The sequence below is a fragment of the Levilactobacillus sp. HBUAS70063 genome (assembly GCF_038374745.1).
GTDB lineage: Bacteria > Bacillota > Bacilli > Lactobacillales > Lactobacillaceae > Levilactobacillus.
The window spans coordinates 230,491-245,209 of record NZ_JBANSM010000006.1; the positions used below are offsets into that span (position 1 = coordinate 230,491).

At 52.9% G+C, this 14,719-nt stretch carries 12 protein-coding genes; 8 read left to right on the forward strand and 4 right to left on the reverse strand.

The window, feature by feature from the left end:
* Nucleotides 1-366 precede the first annotated feature (366 nt).
* A complete protein-coding gene (gene recQ, locus V8I28_RS10715) occupies nt 367-2,154 on the reverse strand; it encodes a DNA helicase RecQ (protein WP_341780085.1) in 1,788 nt (595 codons plus the stop codon).
* A 170-nt stretch (nt 2,155-2,324) separates the two neighbouring features.
* Here recQ and V8I28_RS10720 point away from each other — a divergent pair, with 170 nt between their 5' ends.
* From V8I28_RS10720 to V8I28_RS10735, 4 genes are all read left to right on the forward strand, one after another.
* Nucleotides 2,325-2,765, forward strand: a complete 441-nt coding sequence (locus V8I28_RS10720) for a MarR family winged helix-turn-helix transcriptional regulator (RefSeq protein ID WP_341780086.1) — start codon at nt 2,325-2,327, stop codon at nt 2,763-2,765.
* Nucleotides 2,766-2,838: 73 nt separating this feature from the next.
* Nucleotides 2,839-4,215, forward strand: a complete 1,377-nt coding sequence (locus V8I28_RS10725; RefSeq protein ID WP_341780087.1) for a dihydrolipoyl dehydrogenase family protein — start codon at nt 2,839-2,841, stop codon at nt 4,213-4,215.
* Between the two features lie 745 nt (nt 4,216-4,960).
* Nucleotides 4,961-5,713 (forward strand): ion transporter, encoded by a 753-nt coding sequence (locus tag V8I28_RS10730; protein WP_341780088.1) that lies wholly within the window; start codon nt 4,961-4,963, stop codon nt 5,711-5,713.
* A 62-nt stretch (nt 5,714-5,775) separates the two neighbouring features.
* On the forward strand, nt 5,776-7,179 hold the full coding sequence (locus V8I28_RS10735) for a C69 family dipeptidase (RefSeq protein WP_341780089.1): 1,404 nt from the start codon (nt 5,776-5,778) through the stop codon (nt 7,177-7,179).
* A 213-nt stretch (nt 7,180-7,392) separates the two neighbouring features.
* Here V8I28_RS10735 and V8I28_RS10740 read toward each other — a convergent pair whose 3' ends face one another.
* The 3 genes from V8I28_RS10740 to V8I28_RS10750 all read right to left on the reverse strand — a co-directional run bounded on the left by V8I28_RS10740 (nt 7,393) and on the right by V8I28_RS10750 (nt 11,804).
* Entirely contained in the window at nt 7,393-8,469 is a 1,077-nt protein-coding gene (locus V8I28_RS10740; protein ID WP_341780090.1) for a hypothetical protein, read from the reverse strand.
* A 286-nt stretch (nt 8,470-8,755) separates the two neighbouring features.
* Nucleotides 8,756-11,290 (reverse strand): M1 family metallopeptidase, encoded by a 2,535-nt coding sequence (locus tag V8I28_RS10745; RefSeq protein WP_341780091.1) that lies wholly within the window; start codon nt 11,288-11,290, stop codon nt 8,756-8,758.
* 151 nt (nt 11,291-11,441) lie between these two features.
* The gene (locus V8I28_RS10750; protein ID WP_341780092.1) at nt 11,442-11,804 is read right to left on the reverse strand and encodes a helix-turn-helix domain-containing protein; all 363 of its coding nucleotides are present in this window, start codon (nt 11,802-11,804) and stop codon (nt 11,442-11,444) included.
* Between the two features lie 86 nt (nt 11,805-11,890).
* Here V8I28_RS10750 and V8I28_RS10755 point away from each other — a divergent pair, with 86 nt between their 5' ends.
* The 4 genes from V8I28_RS10755 to V8I28_RS10770 all read left to right on the forward strand — a co-directional run bounded on the left by V8I28_RS10755 (nt 11,891) and on the right by V8I28_RS10770 (nt 14,632).
* Complete coding sequence (locus V8I28_RS10755; protein ID WP_341780093.1) at nt 11,891-12,097, forward strand: helix-turn-helix domain-containing protein; 207 nt, start codon at nt 11,891-11,893, stop codon at nt 12,095-12,097.
* 43 nt (nt 12,098-12,140) lie between these two features.
* Complete coding sequence (locus V8I28_RS10760; protein WP_341780094.1) at nt 12,141-12,830, forward strand: hypothetical protein; 690 nt, start codon at nt 12,141-12,143, stop codon at nt 12,828-12,830.
* Between the two features lie 203 nt (nt 12,831-13,033).
* On the forward strand, nt 13,034-13,453 hold the full coding sequence (locus tag V8I28_RS10765) for a hypothetical protein (protein WP_341780095.1): 420 nt from the start codon (nt 13,034-13,036) through the stop codon (nt 13,451-13,453).
* Nucleotides 13,454-13,495: 42 nt separating this feature from the next.
* Nucleotides 13,496-14,632: a GW dipeptide domain-containing protein gene (locus V8I28_RS10770; protein WP_341780096.1), complete on the forward strand. Its 1,137-nt coding sequence runs from the start codon at nt 13,496-13,498 to the stop codon at nt 14,630-14,632.
* Nucleotides 14,633-14,719: the final 87 nt, after the last annotated feature.

The following is a 14,719-nucleotide window of genomic DNA, read 5'->3' on the forward strand; positions in this document are numbered from 1 at the left end:
GTAATTTATGAGGATAATAGTAGCACACGATGTAAGCGATTACAATAGATTGGTCTGTAATTTTATTATTTTTAGTTATTCATCCGGATAAATAACAAGCCGTAAAAAAGCGACTCGGGCCGGCGGGCGGGAGTCGCTAAATTTATCTGGTTAATCATTATCAGGTTAATTTTGAACCGGCAACCCCGGTCTAATGCCGAATCGGCAAGGTCATCTGGTAACTCAGGCGCCATCCGCGTCTGACCGGTCAACCGGACCAATCTTGGCGACCAAACAACCCCGATGATAACGTTTAGGTTATCTCCCCGGTGACCGGGTCATTTACCCCGACGACTAAACCTTTGACCTTTTAGACAGTTCGCTACGCTATTCGGCAGAGGCGTCCGCCTGATCCTCACGAATAACGGTCATGAAGGCCTCGCCGTACTTCGCTAGCTTACTCTGGCCGACCCCCTTGACCTCAAGGAAGGTTGTCTCATCTTGCGGTAAGAGATCACACATGTCATGCAGCGACCGGTCGGAGAAGATGACGAATGGCGGGACGTGTTGTTCCTCGGCCAACTGGCGGCGAAGGTCGCGAAGTTTGCCAAAGAGTTCATCGTCCACCGGCGCCAGCCGCTTGGCCTGTCGTGCCATCTTGCGAAAGACGGACTGCTCGCCCTTCAGAACGGCCGCTCCCTGCTGGGTAATCGCCAGCGTCGGGTACTGGCCACCGACACTTTGGAGGTACCCCGCCGCCGTGAGAAAGTCGATCAGCTCCCCCACGCTCTTCTGGCGTTGCCCGTTCAAAAGGCCGTACGTGGACAGGTCTTCCAAGTGGTTGTCTCGAATCCGTTGGTTGTGGGCGCCCGTCAAGACCTGCGCCACCACCCCCTTGCCGAAGCGCGACCGTAACCGCACCACGCAGGACAGGACCTTTTGCGCCGTCACTGTGATGTCTTGGGCTTCCCGGTCATCGCGACAATTGCTACAACGACCACACGGCGCCGACTCCTCGCCAAAGTAGGCCAGGATAAATTGTTGCAGGCAGCCCTGCGTGTTGGCGTACTGGCTCATCACCTGAAGCTTCTGATATTCGCACTGCTTGTTGGCCTCGTCGCGTTCCGATTGGTCAATGAAGAAGTGCTGAATCTGCAGGTCCTGGGCCCGGTAAAGCAGGATGGCCTCACTGGGAAGGCCATCTCGCCCGGCCCGGCCAGCTTCTTGGTAGTAGGCCTCCAGCGTCCCGGGGACCTGCGCGTGAATCACGAAGCGCACGTTACTCTTGTCGATGCCCATGCCAAAGGCGTTGGTCGCCACCATCACCTGAATCCGGTCGTAGAGAAAGTCCTCTTGATTCTGACGACGTTCGTCATCGCTCAGCCCCGCATGGTAGGCGGCCGCCTGAACGTGGTGACGCGTCAATAGCGTCGTCAGTCGGGTGACCTCCTTTCGCGTACTGGCGTAGATAATCCCCGTTTCACCCTGGTTGACCTTCAGATAATCGAGGATAAAGCGGTCGGTGTCCTGGTCCTTGACCACGGTCAGGTCCAAGTTGTCCCGGGCAAAGCCGGTGTTCACCTCATTTTGCGGATCAATCTGCAGCTGTTGACAAATGTCGGCGGCGACTTGCTCGGTGGCCGTGGCCGTCAACGCCAGCACTTGCGGATGGGTCGGCAGCTGTTCAATCGCCGTGCTCAACGCCAGGTAGCTGGGCCGAAAGTCATGCCCCCACTGGGAAATACAGTGGGCCTCGTCCACCGCCAGCAGATCGATCGGTAACTGACCTAACGCCTGCAAAAAGGCCGCGGAATCCAACCGTTCCGGCGCCACGTAGAGCAACTTGTACGCCCCGTTGTGCAAGCCCGCCAAGCGCTCCTGAATGTCCGGCCATTCCAGCGAACTATTGATAAATGTGGCCGGAATCCCGCTGTCATTTAACGCGTCCACCTGATCCTTCATTAAGGAAATCAAGGGTGACACGACCACCGTGATGCCGTCAAATAGCAGCGCGGGGATCTGATAACACAGCGACTTGCCGCCCCCGGTGGGCATGATCGCCAGGCTGTTTTGCCCGGCCATGACGTGTTCAATGACGGCCCGCTGCCCCGGTCGGAACTCATCGTAACCAAACGTTGTTTTTAAAACCTGCTTTGCTGCCGCTAAATCCATCATTGACTCTCCTTTTTCTCAATGTTTCCATTCTACTGGCAAACGCGACCCGATACAACCGAACGGCCCCCGAACAGCTTTTTTTCACAAATTACCCTGAAATAGTTGACAGCTCATACATATTAGATTATAGTAAATTAAATCGTACGCAATTGAAATTGGAGGCAGCCATCATGAACGATTCCGACATGACGCTGGCGAACCAACTTTGCTTTTCGATGTACCGCGCAAGTCGCCTCTTTATCAAGTTTTATCAGCAGGCCCTCCAACCTTATGGCCTGACTTATCCGCAATACTTGGTACTTTTGGCGCTGTGGGAAGAGGATCGCCAGCCCCTCCACGCACTAGGAGATCAGCTGGACTTTGGGAGTAATACCCTGACGCCCTTGCTAAAACGCATGGAACGTAAGGGCTGGATTACCCGGGAGTTAGCCAACTCCGATCACCGGCAGTTAATTATCCAATTGACGGAAACCGGGAGAACGAGTAAAACTGAGATTTTTGAGTCGATTCGCGTCTGCGTTCGTCAACAAGCCATTGACCCAGCGGATTACCGGGGCATGTTAGCCCAGAATCACGCGTTGATTGATACTTTGGAAAAAATGCTGAATTAGCATTTTTATTTTGCCCGTCCAGTCGCACACGACCGTTTTGCATGTTTTTACACAGAAAGAGGTTTTTTATTTAATGATTCAATATGATGTCGCATTTATTGGAAGTGGCCACGCCACCTGGCACGCCGCTGTTGCCCTTCGTCAGGCCGGAAAATCGGTGGTTCTCATCGAACGTGACCTTGTCGCCGGCACCTGCACCAACTACGGTTGCGATGCCAAGATTCTCCTAGACGGTCCCTCCGAGCTCATGGCGCAACTCAAGCAATATCAGGGAGTTGGCGTCGACCAAACCCCCGATTTCAATTGGGAGGCTTTCATGGCTCACAAGCACCAGGTCATCGATGCCCTCCCCGCTAAAATGACGACGCTGTTCGACCAACTCGGCATCGACGTGATTCACGGTACCGGGATTCTGATGGGGAACCACATGATTCAAGTCGGCAAACAAAAGATCATGGCCGACAACATCGTGCTGGGCACCGGCCAACATGCCGTTAAGCCCGACATTCCCGGCAAGGAATTCCTGCATGACAGCCGCGATTTCCTCAACCTTGAACACTTGCCCGCCCACCTGACCATCCTCGGTGCCGGCGTGATTGCCCTAGAATTTGCCGCACTGGTGCTTCAACTGGGCACTCGCGTGACAATCTTATCTCACGGCAATCGGGCGGCCAAGGGCTTTGCCCCCCGTTACGTCACGAAACTCCTGGTGAAGTTACAGGCCGCCGGCGCCGACATTCGGTTTAACGAGCCGGTTAAGTCCGTGGTCCAGACGACCGAAGGCTACGCCGTGACGACCGAAAGCGGCTTCGCGGTAACAACCGATTACGTGCTGGCCGCGACCGGTCGGCGGGCTAACGTGGATTTACTGGGACTGGAAAACGCCGGAATTCACTCCAGTAGTCGCGGCATCGTAGTGGACGATCACCTGCGGGCTAACGGCGACAACATTTACGCTAGCGGCGATGTCCTCGACAAGTCCGTGCCAAAGTTAACCCCCACAGCAACTTTTGAATCAAATTATATCGCCGGTCAAATTTTAGGCGACACCGCCCCCATCAGCTACCCCGCCATCCCCAGTGTTCTCTTCGCCCTACCGCGGATTGCCCGGGTCGGCGTGACCGCCGCGGTGGCTGCCGGGAACCCCGACTATCGCATTGTTCACCTACCTTACGGCAAACTCTTTGACTTCGAATATAAGAACGAAACCGACGCCGAATTGACCGCCGTCATCGACAGAGACAACCACTTGGTCGGCGCCGACATCTACGGCATGGACGCGCCCGACCTGGTCAACGTCCTGGTACTGGTGATTAACCAGAAGTTAACCGCCGCCCAGTTGGCGAAGATGATTTTCGCGTTCCCAACGCCGGTGCAGGGCGTGATCGACGCCTTATTGCCAGCGCTGACACCGGCGGCTCCGGTCGCTCAGGTACGGCTGGACGCTTAGTTTCTCTTAACTCGTAACTCGCAAGTAACTGGCAACCTAGTGATTAGCTGGTCGCCTACCGTTCGCAAAATATGAGCTGGATCGCGGTGGGCGGACGTTTCGAGCCAAAGAACGGTCTCGAAACTCGCTTGGAACCGCAGACCGCGTTTCCAAGACGCCATTTCCTAACCGGCGAAGGACCCGCCGCTAAGGAAATACCACGGCTGAGCTCATATTTTGCTTCACTCTCGGCCACAATCGTCCTGAACAACTTCGATTGGCTTAAAGCAACTAAGCCACGAGCCGTAAACGTTGCCGTTCGGCTAGCATCCGAACCCAGGTTGCGTGGAATCACCAATCATGCCGGAGGAGGCCAGGAGTGGAGCCAGCCGTGTCGATGGTGTTGGCTGGGGTTCTTTCCCAGCCTACAGCATGGGACGACTCGGGAGACTTGCGGGGTTGGCAAGGCTTCCGAGCGAGGTGGAAGCCCGTTTCTCAGGCTGGAACCGTTCCCCATGGCAGGCGGAACTCCTGGCAGCCACAGGCAAATGTCTTAGTCACCTATAACCTACCTGCGAACGGTAGGCGACCAGCAACAACGATGTCGTCAGCAATCTAACTATTTACCCAAGCCGAGGCGCGTCCTCGGCTTTTTGCGTACCCGCGGGGGCTAGCCAAGTTAGGCGACCGTTACTACCGAGCATGCCCACACCGTTTCGCCCCTGAAACATGGGATACTAATCGTAACTAAGGGGAGGTGTGAACCATGACACGGTGCGCAAAATGCTATAACGGGCTGGTGGTGCTTCTTGCCCTGTGGTCGATTGGGCTGACGATTCTTGATTTTTCAACGGTGATTGACCTCACCGCTTCCCCGTGGTCCGTGATGGACGATGGGATTCTCATCGCCTTTACCGTTGACTACTGGGTGCGCTTCTGGCGGGCGCCACGGAAGTGGGATTTCTTCCGCCACAACCTCTTCGACCTAATCGCCATCCTGCCACTAACCAGCCTCTTTAGCTTCTTCCGGCTCGCCCGGTTGACGCGAATCTTTCGGCTGACCAAGCTCTTTCGACTCGTGCGGCTCGTGGGCTTCATCGGTCGCCTACGCAAACCTTTAAGAACCTTTCTGCGGACCAACGGCTTCATCTACCTGGTCTGGGCGAGCCTGGCTATCCTGATTCTGGCGGCCACGCTTTACGCTTATGCCGAGCACGTGTCGTGGAACGAAGCTCTCTGGTGGGCGATTGCGACGGCCTCGACCGTGGGCTACGGCGACATCGCCCCGCACACCACGATTGGAAAATGGGCGGCCACCTTATTGATGCTGGTCGGCATCGGCTTTATCGGCGCCTTAACCAGCACCATCACTACCTACTTCGCCCACCGCGGGGAAACCAGCCAGTACCAGCAGCTCCACCAGCAACTCACCAGGATTGAGCAACAGAATGCCGCGTTAGAAGAATGCCTGAAACAGCAGGACTCTTCGGCGGATTCGCAAAAGTCTTCGCCGGACTGAGCAATCCCTTCAACGCACCCGCTTTCAATGCTATAATGTGGGTTAAAAGGAGTGCTGTATTCATGACGAAGAGAATTAAAGGTTCATGTACCACCATTTTAGTAGGAAAAAAGGCGTCCTTAGACGGTTCCACCATCATTTCACGAAACGATGATGGCCACGAGGCCCTTGACCCGGAGCGGTTTGTCGTGGTTAATCCCGCCGACCAACCGCGCGATTACCAAGCGGTTATCAGCGGCGTTAAGATTAGTCTGCCCGACAATCCCTTACGCTACACGTCAATTCCCAACTCCATCTTAACCAACGGGATCTGGCCGGCCGCCGGGATTAACAGCGAAAACATTGCGATGTCCGCAACGGAAACCATCACCACGAACTCTCGCGTATTGGGCATCGACCCTTACGTTGCCGGTGGGATTGGTGAAGAGGACCTGGTCACCTTGGTTCTGCCATACATTCACAGTGCCCGCGACGGTGTGAAGCGTTTAGGAAGCTTGTTGGAAGAATTCGGGACTTACGAACCGAACGGGATTGCTTTCTCCGATAACGAAGAAATCTGGTGGTTAGAAACCATCGGTGGGCATCACTGGGCCGCTAAGCGGATTCCGGACGACGCCTACGTGGTTGCCCCTAACCGAATGAACATTGACGACTTTGATTTCAGCGCCGAAGACACCCTGGCCTCCGACGACCTGGAAGACCTAATTGCCAAATACCACCTGAACCCCGACTTCGACCAAGTTAACCTGCGGCACATCTTCGGTAGCGCCACGATTAAGGATACGGTCTACAACAACCCGCGGGCTTGGTTCGGTCAGAAGTACTTCAATCCTGAAATCGAACACGATCCGCAAGACCAAGACCTCCCGTTCATCTGCCACGCCAACCGGAAGATTTCAATCGACGACGTGAAGTTCGTGCTGAGTTCCCACTACGAAAACACGAAATACGATGTTTACGGCCACGGTTCCGAGGACGACAAGACCCTCTTTCGGCCAATCGGAATTAACCGAAACCACGACGTCCACATTTTACAAATCCGGAACAACGTCCCAGCCAGCATCGCCGGGATTCACTGGTTAGCCTTTGGTGCCAACACGTTCAACACGGTGGTACCATTCTACGCCAACGTTGACGACACGCCGGCCGCCTACAAGGACGCCGATGGCACGTTCAACATGAATCACATGTACTGGTTGAGTTGCACCACCGCCCTGTTGGGTGACACGGACTACAGCCTGTACGAAGACTTCCGGAACACCTTCGCTTTGGAAGCCATGTCCGCCTACCGTCAGATTCAACACGAGACGGACGCCGCCATTGTCGATGGTGCCGACACGGCTATCTTGAAGGAAGCCAACGAGAAGTTGTCCGACGAATCCTTCAAGCGTCAAACCAAGTTGCTCGGCGACATGGTCACGTTTGGTTCCGAACACATGAAGTTACGTTACAATTTGAACGACTAAATTTAAGGGCAGGTTACCGATTGAACGACCGGTAACCTGTTTTTTGTCCAAATTTTGCGGACGCTAAAAAGGCCTGAAAGAAAACTTCCAGACCCGCATGCGTCTAACTAGCCGAAACGTGTGCCAAGAGGCAGCCGGTTCCCCTTAAGGCCGATCACCAAACCAGCCAGTCGTTTTGCCGGCTAATGGTCCTTTTACCTCGCGTTTCTTTCGTTAGAATTTCAATTCATATTCAAACTTCAATTTCTTATAATAATCCTGCTCGATAAAGTCCGTGGGGCGAACCTCACCGGGCTTCATCGAAAAGTACGCCACGCCGGCCAACTGGAGCATCGTGTAGACGAACTGCGAGCAGAACATGATGTTGGGCTTGGCCGAATGCTTCGACACCAGACCAATCATGTTGTAGGCGCTACCCTCGCGGTTGATCTCGGCAATCTTATTCATCACGAACGTCTTCTGCGCCGTCGTCACCGGCAAGCTGTAGACCAGAACCGAGGCGCCGGCCTTTTGGTGGAAAAACTCCAGGGTTTCCGCGTTCATACCTGGCGGATAGACGTTGTCACCCCCATTGTAGCTGATAATGGTTTCCAGGTCGCGGTCAAAGGATAACGAAACGTGGTTGAACTGCTTACGAGTGAAAACCGAAATCATCTCGCTGGCCGCGCTACCGGTGTTGGACACGGCCAAGTATAAGTTGGTATCGACCAACGTGGCGGTCACCGCTTCGAAATAGGCCGGCGTCAGCGTGCCGTGGTTGATGTAATGCGTCGCGCTGTGTCGCGGTAGGTCCTCGATAATCGTTTTGACGTGTGCCACGGACACCTTGTCCTTGGCCTCGGCCGCCCCGTTTAACAGGTTGCTGAGCTTACCGGCACTTTGGCGGAGTTCATCGAAGCTCACCGTGGCGGCCTCCTCCACCGTGGGCAGGTAGAAGACCGTCTGGTTGTTGGTCGTCACGAAGCGCTCGACCCACAACGGCAAGACGACCAGCATCACCCCGACTAATTTGCCCACAAAATACAGCGGCGACGTTCCACGCCAGGGAAAGACGACCGCCGAAATGAAGACAATCTGAATCACCATCAGGAGCGCGTAGACCACGGTCAGACCAACCTTGGCGGCGTGGGGAAACTGCGCCAGCCAGGTTCGCAAGACCATCACCGCCGCGAGGTATAGATACACGATAATCAAAATCGGTTGGTTGGCGAAGAGGTACAGACAGCCCAGCAGAATCCAGCCCATCCCCCGAATCTTGATGGATTGGAAATAAGCAATAACGTCATTCATGAAAAAATTGGATCTCCCATCTCAGTCGATCCCGCCCCGACGGCGATTCGGCTGATTTTATTATGGGCATAGTATACCATAACCGGTTCCATTTGTGAGGGTCCCCTTAACGTTGTTGGCCAGCAACCATTCTCGATTTAATCCGAATTTTTGAAATTTTTTGGCGAGAACCTGCAACAAATTTGCCGAAAAAAACATTAGTAGTAAGTGAGGCGACTAAAAAAGTGGGCGCCCGTTGATACGGAACCCACTTCTCTGATTTTTTTGAATCAACGCTAACGCGGGGTTACTTCACCGCATCGGCGATCGCCGCGTTAACGGCGGTTTGTTCGTCTTTAATCAAGTTAACCCGCGTGGAGATCACCTTGATGTCCATCGTGATTTCCCGGGTTAAGCCTGGTGTGTTAATCTTCGGTTCGAAGAAGGCCTTGAATTCGGCCAACCGTTCCGGCGTCCGGAAGACCCGCGAGATGACGGTGATGTAGGTCGTGAATTCCATGTCTCCACCAACCGTATCTTCGAGCCATTGCCAGTCGTTTCTAATCCAGTCCCAAGCGGCCTGTTCGCCCTTGCTGTTGGCCAATACCCCGCGGAACCAGGCCCGCAAGTCTTGCGGCTTGACCGTGTCGGCATCCTCGAAGACGGCGATTAATTTGGCAATCAAAGCAGCGTCCGTGGTGCTGGTCAGCGCGGCACATAGGTCGGCCTTGTAGCTGGCGTCCGTGGAATCGCGGTAGGCCGTCAGTAACTGGTCGAAGAGCGTTTCACTGCCGTAGTTCTTCACCTCGTTGGCTAAGATCAGGGGACGCGTGGCAGCCGGTAAGCTGGCCAGATCCGTAGCGTTCGCCGTGAACTGGTCGTGCGCGGCGGCGACGGCCTTGGTGTTGTGCGCAAAGAGTGCGGCACTCAGCACCGTTGGCCGGGACAACTCGTCATCGATGTCGTCACTGGCTCGTGGCGTCCACCCCAACCGCGCTACCTGCTGGGCACTCAACTGATCGTAGTAGGCCTTCATCTGTTCTTCTTCGGCGGAATCCGGCGTGACGAATTTTCGTAGGTTGCCGGCGACCGTGTAGAGGGCACTGGTGACCACCGTGTACTTGCTGTCGGCGAATTGTTGCAACAACGGGACAACGGCGGCGTAGGAAATCCGGCGACCCTCGGCTAGTAAGCGGAGGTCCTGCAGGAGTTGTAACTGCGAAATCTCGTCGAGCGCGTTGACGTTGGCCAAAATATCTTGTAACAACGTGTCGTCGTATTGGACGATGAAGTGGGAGTTGTTGCCGACGTTTAGACGGAACGGTTCGCCACTCGTTTGCCGTAACGTTTGGTAGTCACCCAGGTTGAGGCTTTCATCCTTAAGTAGCGTTGGCACGGCATCATAGTTGCTGTTCAGTGGAATCTGCCATTGCCGACCGGCGTCTTGGCCGTCACCCACGAAGAATTGTTGTTGGGTGATGGTCAGTTGACCGTCGACCACTTTGGCCGTGACCACGGGATAACCGGGTTGTTCGAGCCAGGAGTTCATAATGGCCCCGACGTCTAAGCCGGAAGCTTGGCCCAGAGCGGACCAGAGATCGGCGCCACGCGCATTGCCGTATTTGTGTGCGGCGAAGTACGCCTTTAGGCCGGCCCGGAGCGCATCGTCGCCGATTAAGGCGCGGACCATGACCAGCATCCGCGCACCCTTGGCGTAGACGATGGCGCTGTCAAAGAGCGCATCGATTTCGGCGGGATCTTCGACCTGCACGTGGACGGACTGCACCCCATCGGTGGCGTCACGTTGTAAGGCCATGGGCACGTCGCCGGACTGGAAGGCGTCCCAGGCGCCCCAGGTTGGTTCGATGGCGTCGATGGCGACGTATTCCATCATGTTGGCGAAGCTTTCGTTCAACCACAGATCGTCCCACCACTTCATGGTGACCAGATCCCCGAACCATTGATGGGCCAGTTCGTGGGCAACCACCGTGGCAACCCGCAGCTTCAGGTCGAAGGCGGTATTGTCGGGATCAATCAGTAGGTAGGCTTCCCGGTACGTGACCAGGCCCCAATTTTCCATGGCACCGGCGGAAAAGTCGGGTAAGGCCATTTGCCAGGAATGTGGCAGTGGATATGGCGTCTGGTAGAAGTCTTCGTAGAATTCGATGGAGCGCTTAGCAATGTCCAGGGCGAAGTCGAGTTCCTTGGCCTGATGGGCCTTGGTGGCGAAAACGCCGACTTGCACGCCACTCTTGGTAGTGGTCAACTTGCTTTGCATGTCCCCGAAGGCAAACGCGATCAGGTAAGATGACATCCGGACCGTGGTGTCGAAGTAGTGAACGCCGTTTTCGGTCTTCACTTCGGGCATGTTGCTGATGATGGTTTCGCCGGGTTGTTCATCGAATTTGATGGCCAGGTCAAAGGTAGCCTTGGCTTCGGGTTCGTCGACACACGGGAAGGCTTGGCGGGCCGCGGTCGTTTCAAACTGCGTGCCGATAATCTGTTTCTTCTCGCCGTTGAGTTCATAGTAAGATGGGTAAATCCCCATCATGCTGTCGGTCAGAGGTGCCGTGAAGTCGATTGCCACGGTGGTCTCGCCGGTCTGGTTCAGGTCGATATGAATGCCCTCGGACTGGTCGTCGAAGGTGAACGGAACAGCTTGCCCATCGGCCTTGACGGCAGTGATGGTCATGTATTTTTGGTGAATCGCGATCTTGGATTCGCTGGCGTTCCCGGTGATGGTGGACGTTCCGCTAATCTGCTTGGTCTCACGATTGATGTCTAAGTAGATGTCGTAATGCTTAGGTTGGAATAACTCATAGAAATGTGTGGATTTTGCCATGATTGCCTCCTAATAGGATAATGCTGCGCGCCATGAACCGGTCATGTGTGAGACGTTAAGTGGTTGTGGGCGCTAACATTAGAATATTCTCATTATACACTACTTGCAGAACGGATAGCCCATCGTTTGTCAGAGAATTTGAAGCCGTGTTTTACTCGGCCTCCTGTTCGGCGACCAGCTTTTGTAAATAGGCCCTAGCTCGCGACCGATTGACCGCATCCAATCGCTCATACAACGACAATATTTCTTCATCATGGATGCCCAACAGATAGCTAACGTGGACCCCCAATGCCGTGGCAAAGCGATCCACGTGATTCAAGGGAAAGGTGCGCGTCTTGTTTTCATAACGCGATAACGTGGATTTAGCGATACCCGTTTTTCGGGCCAACTCGGAAAGTGAGATCGCTTTGTCAATTCTAATTTTAGTAATCAAGTTGATGACTTCTTCACTTGTTCTAACGATCCTCACCTCCCGACTAATTGACTGAAGTATACCAAAAAAGTTCCCGCACATAAACTTTTGATGCGAAGCTGGAACATTTCGTTGACAATTGGGAACGATAACGGTATTGTTTAGTGGTGAAAAGGAGGCTGGATACCTTGGATTTTGACTTAAGGAGAATCAAAGCAGAGCGCGTGGCATCTGGTATTACGCAGACTGAAATGGCACAACGCTTGGGAATGAGTCGGAGCTCCTACTGGAAACGTGAAGCGGGTACGGTTCCCATTGATGTCAAAGAATTTGCATCCATCCTCACTGTCATTGGGATCGATCGTGACCAAATTTCGATATTCTTCAAGCCATAATTGTTCCCGTTTGACAACTTTTACATATTTCGGAGGTGGAGACATGGACGACATTCAAGCAATGTCTAAAGAATCATTATTGGATACTCTTTCCGTTCTTGATAAGGCGGAGAGAATTTATGAGACGGCACTCGCTAAGAAAAATGCGATCAACCGTCAATGGCAACAACAGACCAACGATGCTGCGGATAGTCAGTATCGGAAACGGGTCTTAGAGATTACAGGAATTTTCACCCTGCCCTCGATTGGCTCACTACTAGGCGCTGAGAATCTCTTCGTTCTGTTGGTCGGCTTTATCTTTGTGTGGTGGATAAACTGGTTGGTCTATAAATTGATTGATCGGATTTTCAAAATCAAGCCGTGGTACCACAACCGTTATTTGAAAAAACACGCTACGGCTAGTCCCGAGGTCATCAATCAGTTGCGAACCATCCAAGGCGACATCACATACAACCAGAACGGCCTCCAAAAACTAGCGGCAACCGTTAACTACCCCGATCGTTATCTTTACAACTACGATCCCGCACGGCTGTTTGACATCGTCTCCGTTGGACGTGCGGATAGCTTCAAAGAGGCTCTGAATGTACTGGAAACGGACAAGTACCACGATCAAATGAAGAAGACTTCTGATCTAACCTACCAATCAGCGCGCCAAGCCGAAATGGAAGCTCGGGCAGCCAAGGGATGGGCCATGGCCGCCACTTTCTATGCGGCAAGTGCCAATCGACGTTAGCCTGCTGTTGGTATCACATCTTTAGCAAGTTTACACCTGCAATCAATCATAATTTAGACGATCGGGTTTCTGATGCCACTTTTGGGTAAATCTCAAACCAGAATGAAAAATTTGTCGGTAAGCGCTAACTGCCTTGCCGGGTTACGTCTCATTGCGTCACGTGTATTAATTGAATCTAAAAATAATTGTTAAGGAAGACCTTTATGGCACATCATTTACGAAATTTCACCTTACTTATCGTTCTCACCATCATGACCGTTCTAATCGTGGCAGCACCCGCCAAAGCCCAGGCCGCTAAGTGGCACCATATCACCTATCAGGGCAAGACTTATCGGTCCAAGTACACGATTAAGCAGATGCGTAAAAAGTATCACTTAAAGTACCGCAAAACCTATCACGGCCATGGCACCCTGCGCTATTCGACGACATTTAATGCATTTGAGGGCATCGTCCACAACGCACATACCGGCCACTGGGAAAGTGGTTCTTGGCAAAGCGGCAAGAAAATCAAGGGATACTATGCCGAATTCGTCAGTCAACCGACTGGGGACGGGAGTATTGTCGACTACAGCAGTCTGATCAACTTAAGGACTGGTCGTTTATACAAGGCACACAATAATTAGCATTTTGTCATTCATCAGCATCAAAATCAGAGGAGGATATATATGAATAAAATTGTTAAACGTCTCACCCTAACCACACTGGCTCTCACCAGTTTTGTTGGCTTAGCTACGCTTCAGCCAACTACCGCTAACGCTTCAAAAATCCACTACGTCAAGTGGAATAAGCCGATGAAGCACCATCAAGTAGCCGTCAACGGCCGTAAAGCTTCCTGGAAGGGCTATACCCTGAAGAAAGTTTCTAAGAAACATTATCGTTTTAGAACCGCTGCTAAACTCAGCAGTCAAAAGTACCAGGTTCATTCCCTGACGACTTTACGGCACGCCAAGATCGACCACAGCATCTACTACGCCGTTCGCATTGGTAAGAAGGGTAAAACCATTTGGGTCAACCGTCACTACTTAACAAGCTGGGTGAAGACGTCTTCTACGAGTAAGAAGACGAGCGGCAAAGCCTCTTCCCAGACCACTACGCCTGCTAATAAAGCTAAGAACACCTCAAAGAAGAGCGGATCTAAAGCCACGAATACCGGCAAGTTCTATGTCAAGTCTACGAAACACATTACCTGGACGCAATGGCTCAACCTGCCGGCATTTGGCGCCGATGGCAATGGCATTCCCCTCTACAACGTGGATAACGTCCCTTATGACGAGGATGGGTTCCCATACGTTTCTAACAAGATGGGGAGCGCCTCACCAATTGAAGTCACCCAGATTAAGAGTGAATTCACGGCAGCGGCTTATGCAGCCATTCCAGACAAATCCAATACTTACTACTTGAGTGATAAGAACGCCCTTTACCACCCGACAAATCCGGAAGTTGGTCAAGCGATTCGGAACAAGATCCCTAACGACACCTCTATCGCTAATGCCAAACAGACTCAGGAACAAGCTGGAAATCGTGTCGCAGAAATTTCGTCTAATTTCACGTTGGCTAACATGACAGTTGGTGCATCTAAGACTGCCCAGATGTGGAGCTCTGTTTACGGGAATCTCAAGCTAAGCGAAGCAGCTCGAAACACATTCACTATTCAACCTGCTGATAGCGCCATCGTTTCTGTACCAAGTAGAACAACCACCGGTAAATTCACCATCACAGCAAAGCGCGCTGGAACTACAACCATTAAGGTAACCAGCGTAAACAACCCGAACCTCTTTGAAACATTTACCATCAATGTCTGAAGGTTGAAAGTACGAAAATGGGCCTCAGCCCTTGGGAAACTTGGACTGAGGTTAATAAATATAGTCATTTGGCGTCATTGAGCCTTG

What these genes read in the sequence shown, in the direction of transcription:
- V8I28_RS10720 (WP_341780086.1), top strand. Translation starts at nt 2,325, where the DNA reads ATGAACGATTCCGACATGACGCTGGCGAACCAACTTTGCTTTTCGATG.
- V8I28_RS10760 (WP_341780094.1), top strand. Translation starts at nt 12,141, where the DNA reads ATGGACGACATTCAAGCAATGTCTAAAGAATCATTATTGGATACTCTT.
- V8I28_RS10750 (WP_341780092.1), bottom strand. Translation starts at nt 11,804, where the DNA reads ATGTGCGGGAACTTTTTTGGTATACTTCAGTCAATTAGTCGGGAGGTG.
- recQ (WP_341780085.1), bottom strand. Translation starts at nt 2,154, where the DNA reads ATGATGGATTTAGCGGCAGCAAAGCAGGTTTTAAAAACAACGTTTGGT.
- V8I28_RS10730 (WP_341780088.1), top strand. Translation starts at nt 4,961, where the DNA reads ATGACACGGTGCGCAAAATGCTATAACGGGCTGGTGGTGCTTCTTGCC.
- V8I28_RS10735 (WP_341780089.1), top strand. Translation starts at nt 5,776, where the DNA reads ATGACGAAGAGAATTAAAGGTTCATGTACCACCATTTTAGTAGGAAAA.
- V8I28_RS10740 (WP_341780090.1), bottom strand. Translation starts at nt 8,469, where the DNA reads ATGAATGACGTTATTGCTTATTTCCAATCCATCAAGATTCGGGGGATG.
- V8I28_RS10765 (WP_341780095.1), top strand. Translation starts at nt 13,034, where the DNA reads ATGGCACATCATTTACGAAATTTCACCTTACTTATCGTTCTCACCATC.
- V8I28_RS10725 (WP_341780087.1), top strand. Translation starts at nt 2,839, where the DNA reads ATGATTCAATATGATGTCGCATTTATTGGAAGTGGCCACGCCACCTGG.
- V8I28_RS10770 (WP_341780096.1), top strand. Translation starts at nt 13,496, where the DNA reads ATGAATAAAATTGTTAAACGTCTCACCCTAACCACACTGGCTCTCACC.
- V8I28_RS10745 (WP_341780091.1), bottom strand. Translation starts at nt 11,290, where the DNA reads ATGGCAAAATCCACACATTTCTATGAGTTATTCCAACCTAAGCATTAC.